The organism is Hoeflea sp. YIM 152468 (assembly GCF_029210485.1).
GTDB lineage: Bacteria > Pseudomonadota > Alphaproteobacteria > Rhizobiales > Rhizobiaceae > Hoeflea.
On the sequence record NZ_JARGET010000019.1, the window covers coordinates 163252 to 184611 of the forward strand.

At 59.5% G+C, this 21360-nt stretch carries 25 protein-coding genes; 10 read left to right on the forward strand and 15 right to left on the reverse strand.

Translation table 11 applies throughout. From position 1 onward, the window contains the following. Positions 1–69: 69 nt before the first annotated feature. Entirely contained in the window at positions 70–555 is a 486-nt protein-coding gene (locus PZ897_RS10305) for a peroxiredoxin (protein ID WP_275752182.1), read from the forward strand. A 78-nt stretch (positions 556–633) separates the two neighbouring features. Here PZ897_RS10305 and rnhA read toward each other — a convergent pair whose 3' ends face one another. From rnhA to coxB, 11 genes are all read right to left on the reverse strand, one after another. Then, a complete protein-coding gene (gene rnhA, locus PZ897_RS10310) occupies positions 634–1086 on the reverse strand; it encodes a ribonuclease HI (protein WP_275752183.1) in 453 nt (150 codons plus the stop codon). Between the two features lie 4 nt (positions 1087–1090). After that, a complete protein-coding gene (locus PZ897_RS10315; RefSeq protein WP_275752184.1) occupies positions 1091–2062 on the reverse strand; it encodes a homoserine kinase in 972 nt (323 codons plus the stop codon). A 2-nt stretch (positions 2063–2064) separates the two neighbouring features. After that, on the reverse strand, positions 2065–3063 hold the full coding sequence (gene ispH / locus PZ897_RS10320; RefSeq protein ID WP_275752185.1) for a 4-hydroxy-3-methylbut-2-enyl diphosphate reductase: 999 nt from the start codon (positions 3061–3063) through the stop codon (positions 2065–2067). 154 nt (positions 3064–3217) lie between these two features. After that, entirely contained in the window at positions 3218–3967 is a 750-nt protein-coding gene (locus PZ897_RS10325; protein ID WP_275752241.1) for an SURF1 family protein, read from the reverse strand. Then, positions 3957–4340 carry a DUF983 domain-containing protein gene (locus PZ897_RS10330; protein ID WP_275752186.1) on the reverse strand — a complete coding sequence of 128 codons (384 nt, stop codon included), beginning with the start codon at positions 4338–4340 and terminating at the stop codon, positions 3957–3959. The genes PZ897_RS10325 and PZ897_RS10330 overlap by 11 nt, the downstream gene beginning before the upstream one ends. 93 nt (positions 4341–4433) lie before the next feature. Beyond that, positions 4434–5309: a cytochrome c oxidase subunit 3 gene (locus tag PZ897_RS10335; protein ID WP_275752187.1), complete on the reverse strand. Its 876-nt coding sequence runs from the start codon at positions 5307–5309 to the stop codon at positions 4434–4436. 61 nt (positions 5310–5370) lie between these two features. Beyond that, entirely contained in the window at positions 5371–5979 is a 609-nt protein-coding gene (locus tag PZ897_RS10340; RefSeq protein ID WP_275752188.1) for a cytochrome c oxidase assembly protein, read from the reverse strand. A gap of 10 nt (positions 5980–5989) precedes the next feature. Next, positions 5990–6139 (reverse strand): hypothetical protein, encoded by a 150-nt coding sequence (locus PZ897_RS10345; protein WP_275752189.1) that lies wholly within the window; start codon positions 6137–6139, stop codon positions 5990–5992. A 3-nt stretch (positions 6140–6142) separates the two neighbouring features. Then, complete coding sequence (locus PZ897_RS10350) at positions 6143–7090, reverse strand: heme o synthase (RefSeq protein ID WP_275752190.1); 948 nt, start codon at positions 7088–7090, stop codon at positions 6143–6145. A 128-nt stretch (positions 7091–7218) separates the two neighbouring features. Next, positions 7219–8874 (reverse strand): cytochrome c oxidase subunit I, encoded by a 1656-nt coding sequence (gene ctaD / locus PZ897_RS10355; protein WP_275752191.1) that lies wholly within the window; start codon positions 8872–8874, stop codon positions 7219–7221. Positions 8875–8892: 18 nt separating this feature from the next. Beyond that, positions 8893–9768, reverse strand: a complete 876-nt coding sequence (coxB, locus tag PZ897_RS10360) for a cytochrome c oxidase subunit II (protein ID WP_275752192.1) — start codon at positions 9766–9768, stop codon at positions 8893–8895. Positions 9769–10147: 379 nt separating this feature from the next. On the opposite strand from coxB, the gene PZ897_RS10365 reads away from it, so the two are divergent. Continuing rightward, entirely contained in the window at positions 10148–10675 is a 528-nt protein-coding gene (locus PZ897_RS10365) for an invasion associated locus B family protein (protein ID WP_275752193.1), read from the forward strand. A 17-nt stretch (positions 10676–10692) separates the two neighbouring features. Here the strand turns inward: PZ897_RS10365 and PZ897_RS10370 are convergent, their stop codons facing one another. Next, positions 10693–10998 carry a hypothetical protein gene (locus PZ897_RS10370; protein WP_275752194.1) on the reverse strand — a complete coding sequence of 102 codons (306 nt, stop codon included), beginning with the start codon at positions 10996–10998 and terminating at the stop codon, positions 10693–10695. Between the two features lie 80 nt (positions 10999–11078). On the opposite strand from PZ897_RS10370, the gene tldD reads away from it, so the two are divergent. Together tldD and PZ897_RS10380 are read left to right on the forward strand one after the other, a co-directional pair. Then, on the forward strand, positions 11079–12494 hold the full coding sequence (tldD, locus tag PZ897_RS10375) for a metalloprotease TldD (protein ID WP_275752195.1): 1416 nt from the start codon (positions 11079–11081) through the stop codon (positions 12492–12494). A 164-nt stretch (positions 12495–12658) separates the two neighbouring features. Next, the gene (locus tag PZ897_RS10380; RefSeq protein ID WP_275752196.1) at positions 12659–13711 is read left to right on the forward strand and encodes a polysaccharide deacetylase family protein; all 1053 of its coding nucleotides are present in this window, start codon (positions 12659–12661) and stop codon (positions 13709–13711) included. Between the two features lie 5 nt (positions 13712–13716). Here the strand turns inward: PZ897_RS10380 and pdxH are convergent, their stop codons facing one another. Then, positions 13717–14331, reverse strand: coding sequence for a pyridoxamine 5'-phosphate oxidase (gene pdxH / locus PZ897_RS10385; RefSeq protein WP_275752197.1), 615 nt, complete (start codon positions 14329–14331; stop codon positions 13717–13719). Positions 14332–14369: 38 nt separating this feature from the next. Between pdxH and PZ897_RS10390 the strand changes: the two genes are divergently transcribed. From PZ897_RS10390 to PZ897_RS10405, 4 genes are all read left to right on the forward strand, one after another. Continuing rightward, positions 14370–14828, forward strand: coding sequence for an RT0821/Lpp0805 family surface protein (locus PZ897_RS10390; protein ID WP_275752199.1), 459 nt, complete (start codon positions 14370–14372; stop codon positions 14826–14828). A 106-nt stretch (positions 14829–14934) separates the two neighbouring features. Next, positions 14935–15966, forward strand: coding sequence for a DnaJ C-terminal domain-containing protein (locus PZ897_RS10395; RefSeq protein WP_275752200.1), 1032 nt, complete (start codon positions 14935–14937; stop codon positions 15964–15966). Between the two features lie 114 nt (positions 15967–16080). Then, complete coding sequence (fabI, locus tag PZ897_RS10400) at positions 16081–16893, forward strand: enoyl-ACP reductase FabI (protein WP_275752201.1); 813 nt, start codon at positions 16081–16083, stop codon at positions 16891–16893. A gap of 82 nt (positions 16894–16975) precedes the next feature. Next, a complete protein-coding gene (locus PZ897_RS10405) occupies positions 16976–17569 on the forward strand; it encodes a histidine phosphatase family protein (RefSeq protein WP_275752202.1) in 594 nt (197 codons plus the stop codon). Positions 17570–17625: 56 nt separating this feature from the next. On the opposite strand, the gene PZ897_RS10410 is transcribed toward PZ897_RS10405, so the two are convergent. Next, the gene (locus PZ897_RS10410) at positions 17626–17886 is read right to left on the reverse strand and encodes a DUF1344 domain-containing protein (RefSeq protein WP_275752204.1); all 261 of its coding nucleotides are present in this window, start codon (positions 17884–17886) and stop codon (positions 17626–17628) included. Positions 17887–18109: 223 nt separating this feature from the next. Here PZ897_RS10410 and aroC point away from each other — a divergent pair, with 223 nt between their 5' ends. After that, entirely contained in the window at positions 18110–19204 is a 1095-nt protein-coding gene (gene aroC, locus PZ897_RS10415) for a chorismate synthase (RefSeq protein WP_275752205.1), read from the forward strand. 11 nt (positions 19205–19215) lie between these two features. Beyond that, positions 19216–20316 (forward strand): 3,4-dihydroxy-2-butanone-4-phosphate synthase, encoded by a 1101-nt coding sequence (ribB, locus tag PZ897_RS10420; protein ID WP_275752206.1) that lies wholly within the window; start codon positions 19216–19218, stop codon positions 20314–20316. A 128-nt stretch (positions 20317–20444) separates the two neighbouring features. Here the strand turns inward: ribB and PZ897_RS10425 are convergent, their stop codons facing one another. Continuing rightward, complete coding sequence (locus tag PZ897_RS10425; protein WP_275752207.1) at positions 20445–21215, reverse strand: gamma-glutamyl-gamma-aminobutyrate hydrolase family protein; 771 nt, start codon at positions 21213–21215, stop codon at positions 20445–20447. Positions 21216–21360: the final 145 nt, after the last annotated feature.

The following is a 21360-nucleotide window of genomic DNA, read 5'->3' on the forward strand; positions in this document are numbered from 1 at the left end:
AAGCCTCGCATTCTTTTTCGTGCTGACTAAATTGGATCTGACATTAACGGCACGAAAGGGAGCGCTGACATGACTATTGCAATCGGAGACGAACTGCCCGAATCCACCTTCAAGGAGAAAACCGCCGACGGAATGGCCGAGACCAAGGTCAGCGAACTCTTCGCCGGCAAGAAAGTGGTGGTTTTTGCGGTGCCTGGCGCGTTCACCCCGACCTGCCATCTCAACCATCTTCCGGGATTCCTTGAGAACCGAGACGCGATTCTGGCCAAGGGTGTCGACGAAATCGCTGTGATCTCGGTCAATGATGCCTTTGTCATGGGCGCCTGGGAAAAAGCCACCAATGGCACCGGCAAGCTGCGTTATCTGTCGGATTGGGACGCCAGCTTCACCAAGGCGATTGGCATGGATACCGACCTATCGGCGGGAACTCTCGGGATTCGCTCGAAACGCTATTCGATGATTGTCGAAGATGGCAAGGTGGTGTCGCTCAACGTCGAGGACACGCCGGGACAGGCCGTCACCTCCGGCGCAGTGGCGCTCCTCGAGCAACTCTGATCAGCTGACAAGACCAGGCTGCACGGACAAGATCTGTCAGTGCAGCCTGGCCAAATGCGACACCTCCGGGACGGCGCCCTATCCGCGCGCGGTCCCGGCCTTGAAAGGCGCCATGCCTTCGCGCGCCAACTCATCGGCACGTTCGTTTTCCGGATGACCGGCATGGCCCTTGACCCAATGCCATTTGACCTTGTGACGCTGATTGGCCGCATCCAGCGCCTGCCACAATTCGGCATTTTTCACCGGCTTTCGGGCAGCGGTCTTCCAGCCATTCTTCTTCCAGCCGAAAATCCATCTGGATATGCCATCCATGACATATTTGCTGTCGGTGTAGAGATCGACTTCACAGGCGCTCTTGAGCGCATTCAGCGCCGAAATCGCGCCAAGCAGTTCCATGCGGTTGTTGGTCGTCTCGGCCTCACCGCCCGACAATTCCTTGACCATCTCGCCATGGCGCAGGATTGCGCCCCAGCCGCCAGGACCGGGATTGCCGGAACAGGCACCGTCAGTGAAAATCTCAATGTGCTTCACGATGTCAATTCCCCGTCCGCAGACCATATTCGGCGCCTGATGCAACCTGCCGGTGGAACCGCAGCTTGCGCAGATATTCCAGCGGATCTTTCTTAACCACCAGTGCACCGTCCGGTGTGGTCAGCCAGTCATGCAGGCGTGTGAGAAAGAAGCGCAACGCCGCTCCACGCGCCAGCAGCGGCAAGGCTGCCGCTTCGCGCGCCTCCAGGGGGCGAATGGACACGTAACCATCGATCAGCGCCATGCCCTTGGTATGATTGAAAGCGCCATCGGCTTCAAAACACCAGGCGTTGAGACAGATGGCGACGTCATAGGCAAGGAAGTCATTGCAGGCAAAGTAGAAGTCGATCAGCCCGGACAACCGGTCATCGATGAAAAACACATTGTCGGGAAACAGATCAGCATGGATGACCCCCTCAGGCAGACGCCCGGGCCAGTGCTGTTCAAGGAAGGTCAATTCCTGATCGATCTCAGCTTTCAAATCCGGCTGAACCTCATCGGCACGGTCCCGCGACCCCTCCCACAATGGGCGCCAATTGGCCACCGTCAGGCCGTTGGCACGGCGGATGGCGAAGTCAGCGCCGGCGACATGCATGGCCGCAAGCGCCCGACCGACTTCGCGGCAATGCGGGGCTTGCGGCTTGCGCAGCCAGGCGCCATCGAGAAACGACACCATTGCCGCCGGCCGTCCGGCCAGCTCGCCGAGATGGCCGCCATCGCGGCGGTGAATTGGCAGCGGGCAGCTCAATCCCTTGAGCGCGAGATGATCCATCAGGCCAAGGAAGAACGGCAGATGGTCGGGATTGACCCGTTTTTCGTAAAGCGTGAGGATAAAAGTGCCGCCGGTGGTGCGAAGCAGAAAATTGGTGTTCTCCACCCCTTCCGCAATCCCCTTGTAGGACAGCAGCGTGCCGACATCATACTCGGTCAGAAAGGCTTTGAGTTGTTCCTCGTTAACGTCGGTATAGACTGCCATGCTCAGCCGGCTCCGTTGACAAAGGCCATATCGGCGGGGGTCAGTTCAACATCTCGCAGTTCGCGGTTGACCATGAAATTCTCGTTTTCCTGAACGGTCTCGGCCAGTTCGATGGTGGCATCAAACCGGGATTTGAAGGCGTCAATGATTTCGGCCACCACCACCTCGGGCGCAGACGCCCCCGCAGACAATCCGAGCAGACCGATATCGCCGATGGCGTCCCAGTCGATCTCGTGGGCACGCTGGAGCAGAATCGATTTCTTCGCACCGGCTTTCAGCGCCACTTCAACAAGCCGCTTGGAATTGGAGGAGTTGGGAGCACCGACAACCACGAACAAATCGCACCCGGGAGCCGCCTGCTTGACGGCATCCTGACGGTTGGTGGTGGCGTAGCAGATCGATTCCGCTGCCGGTGCGGTGATCTGCGGAAATCTGGCATTCAGCCGGGCAATCACGTCTGCCGTATCATCCACCGACAGCGTTGTCTGAGTGACGAATCCGAGCGCGGCAGGATCGGCGGGCTCCAGGGCATCGACATCAGCCGCAGTCTCCACCAGCGTGACGGCACCGGGGGGCAATTGCCCCATGGTGCCGATCACCTCGGGGTGGCCCTTGTGGCCGATCAGCACGACATGCCGGCCCAGCCGCTCATGCCGCATGGCCTGCTTGTGCACCTTGGAGACCAGCGGACAGGTCGCGTCAAGATAGAACAGGTTGCGGGCATCGGCGTCGGCGGGCACAGACTTGGCGACACCATGGGCAGAGAAGATCACCGGTTGGGTATGATGTTCCGCCGGAATTTCATCCAGTTCGGCAACGAAAATGGCTCCAAGCTGTTCCAGCCCTTCGACCACAAAGCGATTGTGGACGATCTCATGGCGGACATAGACCGGCGCACCATACTTCTTCAGCGCCAGCACCACGATCTGGATGGCCCGGTCCACGCCGGCGCAAAATCCGCGCGGGCCGCAAAGTCTGATTGTCAGGGAGGTTTTGTTCATGAAATCAATCTCGGGTTCAACGGGCACGAATTCAACCCGCAGGCAAGACCGCAACGGCTGCAACCAGAATCAGTGCCGCCAATACCGTCCAGCAGTGCTTCAATTCCGGTGTGGCCGCAGGTACCATGTCAGCGCAGTCACGTGCCAGCCCTCCTCATGATTTTCGTCGCAACCAGGCAAAAACACTAACGCCCATCAGAGCCAGGGCCAATCCGTACCAGGTTACAGCATATTGGAGATGACTGTTGGGCAAGGCAATGACAGTCACACCGCCTCTGGGCAGTCCGCCGGCGACCGGCGTTGCGTCCGCGTCGAGAAAAAACGGCAACACCTGATCCGCCGGCAACCCGGTGCTGGCGGCCATCCGATCGAGGTCCTTCCAGTAGAATATGTTGCCGGCCTCATCGTTTTCGGGCACCAGGAAAGACGGCTTTTCCATCAGCTTGGCGCGTGCCAGGCCGGTGACCTGCTGTTCGCCTTCGATCAGGCTCTGAGGCCGTGTCGTCGCCTCTTTCAGGTCATAGGGCACGAAGCCGCGATTGACGAAAAGATAACGGCCATCCTCAAGCTGCAGCGGCGTGTAGACATAATAGCCCGACTGGCCTTCAAATGTTGCGAAGAAGTGGCGTTCGCTGTCGTGCAGATAGCGGCCTGAGGCGCGGGCCGCCCGGTAATCGATCGCCTCGCCTGCGGTCAGCGCCGCCAGGACCTGATCGAGCTCTACAGGCTGCGCCTGGCTACGTTGCTCGATGCCGGCAAGCAGATCCTGTTTCCAGTAGAGCCGCTTGACCTGCCAGGTTCCGAGCGCAAGCAGGATGGCCAGCGCCACGGGCAGCAGCACAAGCCCAACCCAGAAACGGGTCGCCCGGCGCGGTGGATCTGTTCTTGCCCGCTCAGTCACGATCAATCTGGCCTTCTCCGGCCTTGTGACGGTACTGTAGCCCGACCATCACCCCCTTCAGGACCCGGAGCAGCGACAAAGACAGCACAGTCGCAAGCGGGATCCACAGGATCAGATGCACCCAGAGGGCCGGGCTGTAATTGACCTCAAGCCACAAGGCGAGGCCAACAACAAGAAAGCCGATGATGAGCATGACGAAGACGGCAGGCCCCTCGCCGGTATCGGCGAAACTGTAGTCGAGCCCACAGACCCCGCATTCGGGCTTGATCGTGAGAAGGCCGCTGAAAAAAGCGCCCTCGCCGCATCGGGGGCAGCGACCACGCAGTCCAACAGACAGCGTATCAACGGGAGGGTAATGCGCTTCATCTTTGCTCATCGAGCTTTCCTTTTCTCACCTCAGGTACCGCACAAAAGCACAGGGCGACAGGTTTCCCCGTCGCCCCATATCATACTCGGCTTCAGGCCAGACCTAGCCTTGGTAAAGCGGCGCGCCCCAGGATGCCCAGACGTAGATCGAGAAAAACAGGAACAGCCAGACCACGTCAACAAAGTGCCAGTACCAGGCGGCGGCTTCGAAGCCGAAATGCTGTTGCGGCGTGAAATGCCCCTTCATCGCCCTGATCAGGCAGACAATCAGGAAGATGGTTCCGACCAGAACATGGAATCCGTGGAAACCGGTGGCCATGAAGAAGGTCGCACCGTAGATCGAATCCTTGAAGGCAAAGGGCGCATGCCCGTACTCATAGACCTGAACAAAGGAAAACAGGATGCCGAGCGCAACGGTCAGGGCCAGACCATTGATCAGGCCCTTGCGATTGTTGTTCAGCAGCGCGTGGTGCGCCCAGGTAATGGTGGTGCCTGACAACAGCAAGATGAGCGTGTTGTAGAGCGGCAAATGCATCGGATCGAGAACCTCGATGCCGGCCGGTGGCCATTGGCCACCTGTAAACGCGACGCGGGCGACCTGGTGGGCTTCATCAGCAAACAGGCTGGCATCGAAAAATGCCCAGAACCAGGCGACAAAGAACATCACTTCGGACGTGATGAACATGATCATGCCATAGCGCAAATGCAGGCCGACCACGCGGGTATGGTGCCCCTCATGAGCTTCCTTGACGGTCGCACTCCACCACCCGAACATGGTGTAGAGCACGATCGCCACCCCAACCAGGAACGTGACCGGATTGGTGACTGGCAGCCCGAGAAGCGAATCCGCTCCCCTCAGCCCCTGCATCCAGCCGATAGCGCCAAAGGCCATGACCAGCGCACCGATGGAACCGACGAGCGGCCACGGGCTGGGATCTATGATGTGATAGTCGTGGTGATTTTGATGTGCGTCGGCCATGTCAGTTTTCCCCGATGGTCATCATTCCCGCCCCGGACCACCCGTCCGGCGCAGTTTGGTCTTACAAAGTGTTGCTGTCTTGTACCGGCTCCGCCACGGCCGCAACGGGTTTTTCCGATGCGTGAGGGAAGAAAGTGTAGGACAACGTGATTGTTGTTACGTGTTTGGCGTCCGGATCGTCAATGATCGCCGGATCGACAAAAAATACGACAGGCATATCCATGGTTTCGCCCGGCTTCAACTCGGTCTCGGTGAAGCAGAAGCACTGGATCTTGTTGAAGAAGGCACCAGCCGACACCGGAGTCACGTTGAAGGTCGCCTGACCGAAGGTCGATTCGCTCGAGGTGTTTCGCGCCTTGTAGCCGATCTGGACGGTTTCGCCGATCTTGAGTTCGACCTCGCGCTCAACCGGTTTGAAATCCCAGGGAAGGTCACTGGCAACATTGGCATCAAACCGCACCTTGATCGAGCGATCGAGGATGGTGTCGGACATCTGTTCGACCCGCTGCGTTGTGCCGCCGTAACCGGTAACCTGGCAAAACAACTGATACAGCGGAACCGCAGCATAGCTAACGCCGACCATCGAGACGACAAAGGCCGAGCAGACGACAACGATCCGCATATTGGCGCTGATCCTGGTCTTGCTGCTGTCGGATTGATGCCTGTTCACTGCCTGCTCCTTACATCGTGCGGTCAAAAACAGCCGGGCCGATCTTGATGATCGTCACCACATAAAACAGCACCGCAAGGACAGCCAGGACAATACCCAGCGCCACGGATCGCGATCGCCTGGCCTTCTTCTGCTTGTCCGTCAAATCGACTTTTTCCATGGATTACGCCGCCAGACCGGTGAATTTGGTGACCAATGCGTCAACAAGCAACGCGGTAAAAACACAGAACAGATAGACCAGCGAATAGGCAAACAGCTTTTTGGCAGGAACCATTTTCCTGTCCCCATCCGGCATCCGCCAAACCTGCACGGCATACCAGACGAAGACCAAGCCGAGCACCGCGGCAATCCCGCCATAGATGATGCCGGCAAACCCCATGAGGGTCGGCACAACACCGCTGAGAGCGGTCAACACGGCGTAGAGAACGATCTGGTGCTTGGTCGTCCGTTCACCTGCAACATTCGGCAACATCGGAACGCCGGCCCGGCCATAGTCATCGGCCTTGAACAGCGCCAGCGCCCAGAAATGGGCCGGAGTCCACAGGAAAATGATGGCAAACAGGGCGATGCTCTCAAGCGAGATCGTATTGGTGACGCAGGCCCAGCCGATGATTGGCGGAAAGGCGCCAGCGGCGCCGCCAATGACAATGTTGTGCGGCGTCGTGCGCTTGAGCCACATCGAATAGACGACGGCGTAGAAAAAGATTGTGAAGGCGAGCAGGCCGGCCGAGAGCCAATTGACCATCAGGCCAAGCGTCGCCACCGAGAACACGGACAGGAACAGGCCGAAGGCCAGCGTGGTTTCTGCCGAAATTCGACCCGCCGGAACCGGGCGTTTGGCAGTGCGGGTCATCAGGATATCGATATCGGCATCATACCACATGTTGAGCGCGCCCGATGCGCCAGCGCCGACAGCAATCGCCAGGATTGCCAGAAAGCCAAGTACCGGATGGATCTCGCCGGGCGCCATCAGCAAGCCGACCAGAGCGGTAAAGACAACAAGCGACATGACGCGCGGCTTGAGAAGCGCGAAAAAATCGCCTGCGTCACCTTCCAGGATTTCCATGGAAGCAGGTGCTGACAGAGCATCGTGTTTTTCGGTCATTGCCATGGAGAATTTGCCTTTCCAACATTTCCCGGCACCCAGCTCCCGTTTGCATACGGGTCGGGTCCTGGATTATGCGCCAAACCGCCGGAAGGTTCCCGGCGGCCTGGAATATTGTCACGACCTGCGCGGACCTACTTGATGCGCGGCAGCTTGGTCCACTGGTGATATGGCGGCGGCGAAGACAGCTGCCATTCGAGAGTGGTGGCACCTTCACCCCAAGGATTATCACCGGCAATCCGCTTCTTGGCGAAGGCTTCCCATACACCGTAAAGGAAGATCAGCACACCGATGCCGGAGAGATAGGAGCCGTAAGACGAGACGGCGTTCCAGCCGGTAAATGCATCCGGGTAGTCGATGTAGCGACGCGGCATGCCGGCGAGGCCGAGGAAGTGCTGCGGGAAGAACACCAGGTTGACGCCGATGAAAGTGGCCCAGAAGTGAATGCGGGCGACCATCGGATTGTACATGAACCCGGTCATCTTCGGGAACCAGTAATACCAGCCGGCGAAGATGGCGAACACGGCGCCGAGCGAGAGCACGTAGTGGAAATGGGCAACCACATAGTAGGTGTCATGCATGGCACGGTCGAGGCCGGCATTGGCCAGCTGCACTCCGGTCATGCCGCCAAGCGTGAACAGGAAGATGAAGCCGATCGCCCAGAGCATCGGCGTGCGGAACGTGATCGAGCCGCCCCACATCGTTGCAATCCAGGAGAAGATCTTGATCCCGGTCGGAACCGCGATGACCATTGTGGCGAAGACGAAGTATCGCTGTGTGTTGAGCGACAGACCGACCGTATACATGTGGTGGGCCCACACGATAAAGCCGACCGCGCCAATCGCAACCATCGCATAAGCCATTCCGAGATAACCGAAAATCGGCTTGCGCGAAAAGGTCGAGATGATGTGGCTGACGATACCGAAGGCCGGCAGGATCAGAATGTAGACTTCCGGATGCCCGAAGAACCAGAACAGATGCTGATACAGAATCGGATCGCCGCCGCCTTCGGGTGCGAAGAAGGCAGTGCCGAAGTTGCGGTCAGTCAGAAGCATGGTGATGCCGCCAGCCAGAACCGGCAGGGACAGCAGCAGCAGGAAGGCGGTTACCAGCACCGACCAGGCAAACAACGGCATCTTGTGCAGGGTCATGCCCGGCGCACGCATGTTGAAGATGGTGGTGATGAAGTTGATGGCGCCGAGAATCGACGAGGCACCGGCGATGTGGACCGACAGGATCACAAAATCCATGGCCGGTCCCGGCTGGCCTGACGTTGACAGCGGAGGATAAAGCGTCCAGCCGCCGCCGGAACCATACCCGCCGGCAGGGCCTTCCACGAACATCGATACAAGCAGCAGCAGCAGGGCTGGCGGGAGCAGCCAGAAGGAGATGTTGTTCATGCGCGGGAATGCCATGTCCGGCGCGCCAATCATGATCGGCACCATCCAGTTGGCAAAACCACCGATCAGCGCCGGCATGACCATGAAGAAGATCATGATCAGCCCGTGGGCAGTGGTGAACACATTGTACAGGTGCTTGCCGCCATCAATGGCAGCATCGCCGTCGAAGCCATAGACCATGGAAGCGAGACCATGAAAGATCTGGATGCCAGGCTCCTGAAGCTCCATTCGCATGGCAATCGACATCAGGCCGCCGATGATGCCCGCGATAATCGCGAAAATCAGGTACAGCGTGCCGATGTCCTTGTGGTTGGTGGAATACATCCAGCGACGCACAAAACCCTGGGGTTTGTGGTCATGGTCGTCGTGAGCGACAGTTGAACCGGCCATTGGTCTCAGTCCCCTCTGTTAATTATTGTCATTGACTGCGACATCGACCGACTTGGCGTCGGCCTGGATGGCGGCAATCAGAGTGCTGTTGGCGGCCTCGACATCATCGGCTGCGGCTGCAAGCCAGGTATCGAACTTGTCCTGGGCAACGACACGGATGGCGATTGGCATATAGGCATGATCCTTGCCGCAGAGCTCGGAACATTGCCCGTAGTAAAGGCCTTCGGCCTCCGCCTTGAACCAGGCCTCGTTGAGCCGGCCCGGAACCGCATCCATCTTGACACCAAATGCCGGCATGGCGAAGGCATGCAGCACATCAGCGGCGGTCACCAGAAGGCGGACGGTCTTGCCAACCGGAACGACGAACTCGTTGTCAACGGCGAGCAGGCGCGGATACGTTGCCAGGTCTTCCTTGCCCGAAGCGGCACGATCGCCCTCCTGCAGCATCAGCGAATCAAACGAAACCTCGGTTTCGGTCTGGTACTCGTAGCCCCAGTACCACTGATACCCGGTCGCCTTGACCGTGTAATCAGCATCCGGCGGCGTGTACTGCGCGGTCAGAAGGTTGAAGGACGGGATTGCCAGAGCCAGAAGAACGACCACTGGGCCGAGCGTCCAAATCACTTCGATGAAGACATTGTGGCTGGTCTTGGAGGGAGTGGGGTTGGCTCCGGCACGGAATCGCACCATCGCGTAGAGCAAAAGCGCGAGGATCAAGAGCGTGATTGGCACGATGAACCAGAGCGTGAAACTCTCAAAAGAACGAATCTGGGCCATGATTTCGGTGGCAGCAGGCTGAAAACCCATTTGCCAATCAACTGGCTGTGCGGCCAAAGCGGGACTGATGCCCAGCAAAAAGAGCGCGGCAAGCCCTGCAAATAGCTTGTTGGTCACGTTGTGTCTCCCTCGAGTAACGTACCGCCTGCGTGACCAGACGGATTCCCTCAATTTGATTGGCGCTTCAAACCACAGAATGACATCGCCCGCAACTGTCGTCACCTAATGATTATGCGGCATTTTTGCGCGGTCTGGGCTGACAGGCATATTTGGGGTGACTTAAGTGCAAAACAGGCCGGGATTCAACGGAGATCACCACCAAACGGCGTTTCACGCCCGACTTGCAACTCGGCGCTGATGGTGCAATTGGGGGCAAACGGCACCCGCAAGCCGTATTTTTGCCGCACAAAACGGCAGAGAGTGACAGCGAAGGGTTCCAATTTGCCCATGTGCATCTACAAAATGCGCGATGATTCGGCCGCTCCATGGAGTAGAAATGGCAATTGCACCTAAAATGAACCCGACCTTTGGCGCGTTGTTGGCGGGTCTGATGCTCGCCTCCCCCCTGCTTGCCGCCCCGGCCGCTGCCCAGCAAGCCGGCAAGGTCAAATCCTCGCATGGGTCATGGTCGATCGTCTGCGACACCCCCGCGGGCGCGCCGGGCGAACAATGCGCCCTGATGCAGAACGTCATTGCCGACGACCGTCCCGAGGTTGGCCTCTCCGTGGTGGTATTGAAAACCGCCGACCAGCAGGCGCGTATCCTGCGGGTGCTGGCCCCGCTCGGCGTGCTGCTGCCTTCGGGGCTCGGTCTCAATGTTGACGGCAAGGATATCGGCAGGGCCTATTTCGTCCGCTGCTTCTCCGATGGCTGCTACGCCGAAGTGATCCTCGATGAAACCCTGCTGACAACGCTGCGTGGCGGCACGACGGCGACTTTCATCGTGTTCCAGACACCTGAGGAAGGCATCGGAATTCCCGTCGACCTCGCGGGCTTCACCGAGGGGTATGCTGCGCTTCCGTAAGCCGGACCGGAGCCGGCTCAAGCCGTCTGCCCGGCGCCCTTGAGGAAGAACCGCAAAGGCTTGTCGGTGGTTCTTGCAAGCTTGCCTTTGGCTTCAAGATCGAGTTGCACGGTCTTGATCCACCATCCGGATGTGGCGCCGCCGGGAAACAGCTGCTGCGGCAGCGATGGCTTGACCCTCTGCTTTAGCGTCGTGTAGTCGACAGGCTCGGCCTGGGCGGTCAGTACCGTGAGCATGGCCTCGCGCATGGCCCGGTATTTTTCTGCATCGACCCGTTCGGATTTGCCGGGGTGATTGACGTTTTCAACGATGATTTTGTCCATCGGTATCGCTCCGCTGTGTTTCAATCGCTGTTTGATTGCCTATATATAATTTTCCTATCGCATCAGAAATGGACAATACCATGCAAGATCCGCTCGCCAGCCAGTTCGACGTCCCGGAATCACGAGTGGAGCGGATTGTTGCCGATGCGCTGAAGAACGCGGACGATGGTGAGCTGTTTCTCGAATACGAGGAAACGGAATCGCTGGTGTTTGACAATGGCAAGCTGAGGTCCGGCGCCTATGCAACCGATCGCGGCTTCGGACTGCGCTCGGTGCTGGGGGAAACGTCCGGATACGCCCATGCGGGCGAGTTTTCGGAAGCGGCCTTGAAGCGCGCGGCCGATGCGGTCTCGGCGGTGACGCGCGGCGCCAGCGGTACTTACTCCGCCGCGCCGCAACGGACCAACAAGGTGCTCTACACCGCTGAAAACCCCCTGGCGACGCCGGGGTTTGAAGACAAGGTCAAGCTGCTCCAGACCATTGACGCCTATCTCCGCGCCAAGGACGAACGCGTGCGGCAGGTTTCGGTATCCATTGCTGCCAACTGGCAGGTGGTGGAAATTCTGCGCGCCGACGGACACCGTGTGCGCGACGTGCGGCCGCTGACACGGCTCAATATCTCCGTCGTCGCCGGTCTTGGCGACCGGCAGGAAAACGGCTCCTACGGCATGGGCGGACGCAAGGTATTCGGTGACTTCCTGACCGATGAAAGCTGGCGCTTCGGCGCCGATGAAGCGCTGAGGCAGGCGCTGGTCAATCTCGACGCCATTCCCGCCCCCGCGGGCACCATGGATGTGGTGCTCGGCGCAGGCTGGCCCGGCGTGATGCTGCATGAGGCGGTGGGGCATGGGCTGGAGGGGGATTTCAATCGCAAGAAAACCTCCGCCTTCGCCGGCCTGCTGGGCGAACGGGTGGCCTCCAAAGGGGTGACCGTAGTCGATGACGGCACGATTGAGGGTCGGCGCGGCTCCCTGTCCGTCGATGATGAGGGCACGCCTTCGGGGTACAACGTGCTGATCGAGGACGGTATTCTTGTCGGCTACATGCAGGACCGGCAGAATGCCCGGCTGATGGGCATGAAGGCCACCGGCAACGGACGCCGGCAATCCTACGCACATCAGCCGATGCCACGCATGACCAACACCTACATGCTGTCAGGCGAGCACACACCCGGCGAGATGATCGCCTCGGTCAAGAAAGGACTTTACGCAGTGTCGTTCGGCGGCGGACAGGTGGATATCACCTCGGGCAAGTTCGTGTTTGGCTGCACCGAAGCCTACATGATCGAAGACGGCAAGATCGGCGCACCGGTGACCGGTGCGATGCTGATCGGCAACGGTCCCGAATCGATGCAACGGATTTCGATGATCGGCAATGATTCCGCACTCGATACCGGTATCGGCATGTGCGGCAAGGCAGGACAGAGCGTGCCTGTGGGTGTGGGACAACCGCACCTGCTGATGAACGCCATGACTGTCGGTGGCACGCAGACCTGACCCACGCCAATCCGTTGAGGCCACGCTGAGCTGTTCGCGAAACTTCACGGATCGCGCAATGTCTACAGCGCGCCACTTTCCTGAGAATTGTTCAACAACGGTTAAGCCGGGCCTGTTATCTAGTCACGAAACATCGCGCCGACCGCGCTCTTCGGATTAGGAACATGTTCGGACCAAGCACAATCGCTGCTCGCCGGCTACTCAAGCGCACAGTCATACAGGGCGGGCTCGAGGCCGTCTCACTGATGTCAAAAGCCGGTGTCATGCAGAACGCAGGCGGTATGGGCGCCATCTTTACGCTGCACCATGTCCGTCCGGCTGTCCACAAAGACTTCGATCCGGTGGCGCACCTGACGATTACGCCGGACTTTCTTGACGCCAGCATCACCAGACTCAAGGCGGACGGCCGGGTTCCGGTGGCGCTTGAAGACCTGCCGGATTTCCTTGCCCAGCCAGACCAGCCGGGTCCGGCAATGGTGTTTACGCTCGATGACGGCTATCGCGACAATGATCAGCACGCCCGCCCAGTGTTCGAAAAACACGGTATTCCCTATACGGTTTTCGTGTCCGGCGGGTTTGTTGACCGGACGCATTCAATCTGGTGGGAAACCGCCGAACAATTGATCAGCGCCGTCAACGAGTTCACATTTGACTTCGGCAACGGCGAAGTCACACTTCCAACCGGCAGCCTGATTGAAAAATACGCAGCCTTTGACCGGCTGCACAAAGCGCTGGCCTGTGCGGAGCAGGATATGATTGTTTCCCGGCTTGACGCCCAGGCTCGCACAGCCGGGATCTGCCCGCTGGGAATCGTCGACCATGAAGTGATGAATGAGCGAGAACTGAGCGCGCTTGCGGCCACGCCGCTTGCAAGCCTTGGCGCCCATACGATCAGTCACATCAATCTGGCGCATGTCGACACAGCGCGGATGCACGCCGAAATCGAGCAATCGGCCGAGCGAGTGGCCCGAATCGCCGGGGCGCGCCCGCAAACCCTCGCCTATCCCTATGGCGATTCCTGCGCTGCGGGTCCGCGGGAGTTCGAGACAGCACGAGAGCTGGGCTTCAAGCTGGCGGTGACCACCAATCCTGGTGTTCTGAATTCCGAGAGCCTCAGCGACCTGCATTCGTTGCACCGCATCTCGCTCAATGGCTATTACCAGAAAACCCGTTACGTCGAAGCCTTGGTATCAGGCATTCCCTTTGCCCGACGGTGATCTGATCACGGATACAGCCGGGTCTTGGTCCATTCGTCCGCAATGCGGCTGAATGCCATCCGGTCATGCAGCCGAAACGGCCGGTCGTGCCAGAACTCGATCGAGTGCGGCACAATGCGAAATCCAGACCAGTGCGGAGGGCGCGGAATCTCACCGATCGGGTATTTTGCCGTGTATTCGGCAACCGCTCTTTCCAGCGCGAACCGGCTCTCGAGCGGCCGGGATTGTTTTGAGGCCCAGGCACCGATCCGGCTGCCACGGGGACGCGAGGCATAGTACTCATCGGCCTCGGCGTCGCTGACCTGCTCCACCGGACCGCGAATCCGCACCTGCCTGCGCAAGCTTTTCCAGTGAAAACACATGGCCGCCTTCATGGAAGACAGGATTTCCTGGCCTTTCGCGCTCTCGAAATTGGTATAGAAGACAAAGCCGCCCTCATCGAACCCCTTGAGCAGGACCATGCGCACGTCGGGCAATCCGTCGGCATCGACCGTGGCCAAGGCAACCGCATTCGGATCATTGGGTTCAGACGCCGTCGCATCCTCGAGCCATTGCCCAAACAGCCGGTATGGCTCGGTTGCTTCGGTGAAGTCACCAGTTGTTAACCCTGTTTCGGTCATAGTCTTCCCTCATGCCTCCAGGCTGGAGCGGCAGTGTCGTGGAAATTGACCTAACAGAAGTGGACAATGAGGAAAAGGCCGGGCCAGTCGTGCGCGGCCTTTTGGCGCTCGCGGTATCGGCAAGCCTTGCCCTGTCAGGCTGCATGAGCGCTGGCACCTCAGCTGTTTCAGCGCTTTCGGTCGATCCCCTGACAACCGCGGCGATCACACCCCTGTCTGCCGAAAGCGAAATCATGTCGGATGAGACGGTGATCCGGGATCTGGTCGGCGGGCTGAACCGGGACGACTTGTCCGCTCCTCAGCCCTGGTCCAACACGCTGACAGGGTCGGCCGGCGTGATCTCGCATTTCACCACGCTGACCGATGGCGCAAGGACCTGCCGTCTGTTTCAGACCACACGGCACAGCTTTGACGGCGTTGCCCTGTTCGATGGCCGCACCTGCCAGCGTCCGGATGGCGGTTGGGATCTTGTTAACCTTGATCGCACTGGCAGCTGAACGCAGCCAAATACCCATTGTTTACCTCACAGATCTTGTTTTCATACACCGATGGTTAGCAAAATCCCGGTAGCCTTGCCGGATAAAGCCCATACGGGAATGTAACATGCGTAGTCCGTACACGGTGCTCGGCGTCAATCAGACGGCGAAAGCCGGAGACATCAAGAGCGCTTACCGGCAGCTCGCCAAAATATGGCACCCGGATCAGAATCCGGACAACCCGCAAGCCGGAATCCGGTTTACGGAGATTGCCCACGCCTATAAATTATTGATCGATCCTGCGTTGCGGCAGAAGTACGACGATGGGCAGATCGATGCGCGTGGACGGCGGCAAGCCAGGCCGACCCGCGGGTTTTCCCCAAACCCGTTCAAGGATTTCAGAAAGCCAGCGGCGAAGGCGCCAAGCCCGAAGGCAGCGGCGGGAAGCGAGACTGCCGACGCGGTGGACGAGGCGAAATTCGAAGACATGGTTGTGCATATCTTCGGCGATGCGGCGGCCAGGAAAACCCGCGAGCACGATCGGCAAGACAAGGATCGCAGCGGCCAGCGCACCAAGGCTGATGCGCCGGGAATGGACGACGATCCTTTGGCGACACTTGACGCCCTGTTTGCCAAGTGGAAATCGCGCCGCAAGCCCAAATCGAACCTGCCCGAGACCCATCACCAGGTGGAGATCAGCCTCGAAACCGCCCTGACCGGTTCTCACGACGAGATTGTGTTCGGCGACAACGACACGGTCGCGTTTGAGGTGCCTGCCGGCGCCACTGACGGATCCGAGATCAAGGTCCCCTCACCCGATCCGGTGCTTTATGGCGATGCGGTGGTGACTGTTCACCACATCAAGCACGACCGCCTGCGGTCCGCCGGCAGCGACCTTCATGGCGACCATGCAATCGAGCTGGCTGAAGCCGTTCTGGGCGGCTCCTTCATCTTCGAGGGGCTGGACGGACCAATGCGGGTCGAGGTTCCCGAATGGTCAGGATCGGACACAGTGCTTCGCATTGACGGCAAGGGGTTGCCGACGAACAGGGGAAAGCGTGGCGCACTGCACGTACACCTGCGCGTCCTGCTGCCGAAAAAACCCGATCCCCACCTCAAAGAGCTCATGCGCTCGAGCAAGAAGGCGTGGTATATCTGAGCGATTTGCGGCATCAAATCCGCGGCTTGATCAATTAATGCAATCCATTGCCGCGACTTGCGGCAAGAGCCCCTGTGTGGCATAGCCTGCGCGACAGTATTGATGGAGAATGCAATGGCTGACACTTCCGGCCTTTTAAAGGGCAAGCGCGGCCTGATCATGGGCGTGGCGAACAATCGGTCAATTGCCTGGGGGATCGCCAAGGCTTGCGCCGATGCCGGCGCTGAACTTGCACTGACCTATCAGGGTGACGCACTGAAGAAGCGAGTCGCGCCGCTGGCCGATGAACTCGGGGCCATCGTGGCCGGTCATTGCGACGTCACCGATCTCGACACCATCGATGCGGTGTTTGCCGAGGTCGAGAGCAAGTTCGGCAAGATCGATTTCGTTGTTCACGCCATCGCATTTTCGGACAAGGACGAACTGACCGGCCGTTACGTCGAGACCAGCCGCGAAAATTTCAACCGCACCATGGACATCTCGGTCTACTCGCTGACTGCGGTGGCCAAGCGCGCCGAGCCGCTGATGAACGATGGCGGCTCGATTCTGACGCTGACCTATTACGGCGCCGAGAAGGTGATGCCGCATTACAATGTGATGGGCGTGGCCAAGGCGGCGCTGGAGGCCAGCGTGCGTTATCTTGCCGTTGACCTGGGCGGCAAGGGCATTCGCGTCAATGCGATTTCGGCCGGGCCGATCAAGACGCTGGCCGCCTCCGGCATTGGCGATTTCCGCTACATCCTGAAGTGGAACGAGTACAATTCTCCCCTCAAGCGCACCGTCACCATCGAACAGGTGGGCGGCTCCGCGCTGTATCTGCTTTCCGACCTGTCGCAGGGCGTCACCGGCGAGATCCACCATGTCGATTCAGGCTACCATACGGTTGGCATGAAGGCTGTGGATGCGCCTGATATCAGCGTCGTCTGAGCCCTCCCCGAGCTGCGATATCTGCGGCCGGGCCTTTGAAGACAAGCTTGCCAGACAAGCGGCACGTCCCGGAGACCTGACCATGCCTGACCTCGACATGTTTGTGATCCGCCACGGCCAAACCAGCTACAACCGCGAGAACCGGCTTCAGGGCGCGCGCGACATCGGGCTCAACGAGCTCGGCGTCCAACAGGCGACCCTCAACGGCAAATCTCTGGCTGCAATCCCAGGCTTCGACGCCAGCCGCTTTGACTGGGTGTCAAGCCCGCTGTCGCGGGCGCGCAACACCATGGAACTGGTGCGACAGAATGCCGGGCTCGATCCCAAGGCCTACCGGATAGAGCCGCTGCTGATCGAAGTCAGCTTCGGCGACTGGGAGGGCTACACACCCGACGAAATAGAAGCCGCCAAGCCGGGCACGATGGCCGAGCGCGAAGAGAACAAATGGAATTTCCTGCCGCCGGGAGACCGCGCTGAAAGCTATGAGATGATGGCGAAGCGCGTTGATGCCTATCTGGCAACCGTCGCAACGCCCACGGTTTGTGTCGCCCATGGCGGCATCATCCGGGCGCTGTTCAACCGCATTGGCGGCCTGCCAGGCGACGAAGCTTCGATGATGGATGTGCCGCAAGACCGCATCCTGCGGATTTCCGGCACCAAGATCAACTGGATGTAACCCTCGTCCAATGAGGGCGCTGCGTAGGCTTGACGTGGGTCGGACCGGCTGAAGGCCTACTGCACCAGCTCGAGATCATTGATCATCCGCTTGCCGTCGATCTCGGTGTAGAAGATGACGACTTCGACGTCCTTGTCCAGCCCCTCGAAATTGAATTCAGCCGGGGTCTGGTAGACCTTGCCATCGTCGAGCTTGATTGTCTGTTCGGCAGTGGAAATGTCCGTGATGGTGCCGGTGGCATCGGCGCTCTGGGCCCAGGCGGCAAACGGTGCAAGCATGGCTGACACAGCCAGGAGTGTGGAAATCACAAAACGCATCGGGCAGTCCTTGGTCAATAGATTCGAGTAGCCCCTTTGAAGGAGCAGATTGTGGCAAAATTGATGCCGGTATGTGAACCGCAACCACTTGCTATGTCAACGAATTGACAGCGCGTTTAAGCAATGACGACAAAAAGGCTTCCCCCCAGGCCCTGATATCATCTAGAAGTCACAACGAACTTCAAGCCAGGGCACACTCCGCATTACTGAACGGTAGACTCGCATGTCGCACAACACTTTCGGCCATCTGTTTCGCGTGACCACCTGGGGCGAGAGCCACGGGCCATCGCTTGGCTGCATTGTTGATGGATGCCCACCCGGCATCCGGTTCACCGAAGCCGGCTTGCAGCACTGGATGGACAAGCGCAAACCCGGCCAGTCCCGCTTCGTCACCCAACGACGCGAGGAGGACCTGATCAAGGTGCTCTCCGGCGTCATGCGCGCGGAAGACGGCGGCCTGATCACCACCGGCACCCCGGTTTCGATGCTGATCGACAACACCGATCAACGCTCCAAGGACTATTCCGAGATCGCCAAGCGCTACCGGCCCGGGCATGCGGATTACACCTATGACGTCAAATACGGCGTCCGGGACTATCGCGGCGGCGGACGATCGTCGGCACGGGAGACCGCGGCAAGAGTTGCAGCCGGCGGACTGGCCCGTCTGGTTGTCCCCGGTATTGTCATCCGTGCCGCGCTGGTGCAGATCGGCGAACACAAGATCAACCGCGAGAACTGGAACTGGGCGGAAATCGACACCAATCCGTTCTTCTGTCCAGACCCGGCGATGGTGCCGGTGTGGGAAGACTATCTCGACACGATTCGCAAGGCCGGCTCCTCGGTCGGGGCGGTAATCGAAGTGGTGGCAGAGAATGTGCCCGCCGGTCTCGGCGCGCCGATCTATGCCAAGCTCGATCAGGACATCTGCGCCAATCTGATGTCGATCAACGCCGTCAAGGGCGTCGAGATCGGCAATGGCTTTGATGCGGCCCGCATAAGCGGCGAGGACAATTCCGATGAAATGCGAATCGATGACAAGGGCAACCCCGTGTTTCTGTCCAACAATGCCGGCGGCGTCCTAGGCGGCATCTCGACCGGGCAGCCGGTTGTGGCGCGATTTGCCGTCAAACCAACCTCCTCTATCCTCAACTACCGCCGGTCCATCGATTCGGATGGCAACGAGGTCGATGTGAGGACAAAAGGCCGGCATGATCCATGCGTCGGCATCCGCGCCGTTCCGATTGGCGAGGCCATGGTTGCCTGTGCGCTCGCCGATCATTACCTGAGAGACCGCGGCCAGACCGGTCGCCTCGACTGAGAGATAATCCCATGTCCTATGACCAGACCCGCGTCGTTGAAGCCATTCGCGCCTTTGAAGCCGGTGAAATCGTTGTCGTCACCGATGACGGCGGACGTGAGAACGAGGGCGACCTGATCGTCGCCGCTGTTCACTGCACGCCCGAGAAAATGGCCTTCATCGTGCGGCACACGTCGGGCATCGTCTGCACACCGATGCCGCGGGAAGAGGCCAAACGGCTCAACCTCAACGCCATGGTGGCGGAAAATGACTCTGCCCACACGACAGCCTTTACAGTGTCAGTGGATTACAAGCATGGAACCACCACCGGCATATCGGCGGAAGATCGGACATTGACGGCGCGCAATCTGGCCAATCCCAATGCCGGCGCCAGCGATTTCACCCGCCCCGGCCACATCTTTCCGCTGATTGCCCGCGAAGGCGGGGTTCTGATGCGCTCGGGCCACACCGAGGCCGCCGTTGATTTGTGCAAGCTTGCCGATCTGCCGCCGATTGCGGTGATCTGCGAACTGGTCAATGACGACGGCACGGTGACGCGCGGCGAACAGGTGAGCGATTTCTCCGTCAAGCACGGCTTCAAGCAGGTTTCCGTCGCCGACTTGATTGCCTACCGCCAGCGCAAGGAAACGCTGGTCGAGCACATTGACAGTTTTGACGTGGAAACCGTGGTGGGCAGGGCGAAAGCCCATAGCTACAAGCTGCTCTGGGATCCGATGCACCACCTCGCTGTGGTGTTCGGTGATATTCGCGACGGCGTCGATGTGCCGGTCCGGCTGCACCAGGAATCCGTCGTCGCTGACGTGTTCTCGAAACAGGAGCCGATGAATGCGATCATGCAGAAGATGGCCAGCGAGGGGCGTGGCGTTGTGATCTATCTGCGCGAGGGCTCGGTCGGCGTCGGGCCGCAGGCTTCCCGGCGTACCGCCATCCAGGAGGGAGAGGAACACGCCGAGGCCCAGGCCCGCGAGGACGAGTGGCTCGAAATCGGGCTGGGCGCGCAGATCCTGAAGGATCTCGGTATCACCTCGATCAAGCTCTATGCCTCACGCGAGCGGCATTATGTCGGCCTTGAAGGTTTCGGCATCCAAATCTCGTCGACCGAGATCATCTAATGCAGGTCGCGCAAAACTGTACAGCGGTTTTGCGACAACGACACGCATAAACAAAGAGCCTAATGTGCGTCACCCGGAACCGGTTTGATGTGATGCGTCTTAGCGCACCGTGCGAATACCAAGCCGCTCTAACGCCGCAGCTTGTAGGCCTTGACCGCCTCGCCGAAAGCCTGAAACAGCGCCCGGTTGACCGGATTGTCCTGTGGATCGTATTCCGCATGCCACTGCACGCCGAGCGCGAAGCCCTCGGCACCGTTGAAGCGAATCGCTTCGATGGTTCCGTCTTCGGCGATTCCCTCGGCCACGATCCTTTCGCCGAGTTCGAGAATGCCCTGTCCGTGCAAGGAATTGACCCGGATCGTCTCTCGCCCGAGGATGCGGGCGAAAACACCATCCGGGATCAGCCGAACCTCGTGGCGATCGGCAAAGACGACCGTAGGATCAGGGTGAATCTCGCCGGTCTCGAGGCGCGGCATGCGGTGGTTCATGCGGCCGGGCAATTCGCGGATTTCAGGATGCAGCGATCCGCCTGCGGCGACATTCATCTCCTGGAAGCCACGGCAAATCCCGAACAATGGCACCGCCCTGGCGACGCAGGCCTCAATCAGCGGCAATGCCACCGTATCGCGCGCCTCGTCATAGGGCTCATGCCTGGGATCAGGTGGGGTGCCGAACAAGCTTGGATGGACATTCGCCCTGGCTCCGGTCAGCAGGACGCCGTCCACGACGCCGAGCAAGTCCGATATGTCGGTCAGCTGCGGATCGCCGGCAAATATCAGCGGCAAGGCGCCGGTGACGTCCACGACCGCCTTCAGATTGCTTTGTCCGGCGATCTGCACGGAGAACCTGTTTTCCACACTGTAGGCATTGCCGATGATGCCGATGACAGGCCTGGCCATGAAATACTCTCGCCTTCAATTTCCCGGACGCACGGTGCGGCGCACACATGGCTCCTGTTTTCCACACTCGCAGGCAATCAACAACTCAAGATTTTTTGACACATCAAACCGCTTCAGCAAGCCCGCTGTCACCTGGCATAGGCGT

Coding starts and splice junctions, on each gene's coding strand:
- PZ897_RS10305 (WP_275752182.1), top strand. CDS start 70: ATGACTATTGCAATCGGAGACGAACTGCCCGAATCCACCTTCAAGGAG.
- PZ897_RS10315 (WP_275752184.1), bottom strand. CDS start 2,062: ATGGCAGTCTATACCGACGTTAACGAGGAACAACTCAAAGCCTTTCTG.
- ispH (WP_275752185.1), bottom strand. CDS start 3,063: ATGAACAAAACCTCCCTGACAATCAGACTTTGCGGCCCGCGCGGATTT.
- PZ897_RS10330 (WP_275752186.1), bottom strand. CDS start 4,340: ATGAGCAAAGATGAAGCGCATTACCCTCCCGTTGATACGCTGTCTGTT.
- PZ897_RS10335 (WP_275752187.1), bottom strand. CDS start 5,309: ATGGCCGACGCACATCAAAATCACCACGACTATCACATCATAGATCCC.
- PZ897_RS10345 (WP_275752189.1), bottom strand. CDS start 6,139: ATGGAAAAAGTCGATTTGACGGACAAGCAGAAGAAGGCCAGGCGATCG.
- PZ897_RS10350 (WP_275752190.1), bottom strand. CDS start 7,090: ATGGCAATGACCGAAAAACACGATGCTCTGTCAGCACCTGCTTCCATG.
- ctaD (WP_275752191.1), bottom strand. CDS start 8,874: ATGGCCGGTTCAACTGTCGCTCACGACGACCATGACCACAAACCCCAG.
- PZ897_RS10365 (WP_275752193.1), top strand. CDS start 10,148: ATGGCAATTGCACCTAAAATGAACCCGACCTTTGGCGCGTTGTTGGCG.
- PZ897_RS10370 (WP_275752194.1), bottom strand. CDS start 10,998: ATGGACAAAATCATCGTTGAAAACGTCAATCACCCCGGCAAATCCGAA.
- tldD (WP_275752195.1), top strand. CDS start 11,079: ATGCAAGATCCGCTCGCCAGCCAGTTCGACGTCCCGGAATCACGAGTG.
- PZ897_RS10380 (WP_275752196.1), top strand. CDS start 12,659: ATGTTCGGACCAAGCACAATCGCTGCTCGCCGGCTACTCAAGCGCACA.
- pdxH (WP_275752197.1), bottom strand. CDS start 14,331: ATGACCGAAACAGGGTTAACAACTGGTGACTTCACCGAAGCAACCGAG.
- PZ897_RS10395 (WP_275752200.1), top strand. CDS start 14,935: ATGCGTAGTCCGTACACGGTGCTCGGCGTCAATCAGACGGCGAAAGCC.
- fabI (WP_275752201.1), top strand. CDS start 16,081: ATGGCTGACACTTCCGGCCTTTTAAAGGGCAAGCGCGGCCTGATCATG.
- PZ897_RS10405 (WP_275752202.1), top strand. CDS start 16,976: ATGCCTGACCTCGACATGTTTGTGATCCGCCACGGCCAAACCAGCTAC.
- PZ897_RS10410 (WP_275752204.1), bottom strand. CDS start 17,886: ATGCGTTTTGTGATTTCCACACTCCTGGCTGTGTCAGCCATGCTTGCA.
- aroC (WP_275752205.1), top strand. CDS start 18,110: ATGTCGCACAACACTTTCGGCCATCTGTTTCGCGTGACCACCTGGGGC.
- ribB (WP_275752206.1), top strand. CDS start 19,216: ATGTCCTATGACCAGACCCGCGTCGTTGAAGCCATTCGCGCCTTTGAA.
- PZ897_RS10425 (WP_275752207.1), bottom strand. CDS start 21,215: ATGGCCAGGCCTGTCATCGGCATCATCGGCAATGCCTACAGTGTGGAA.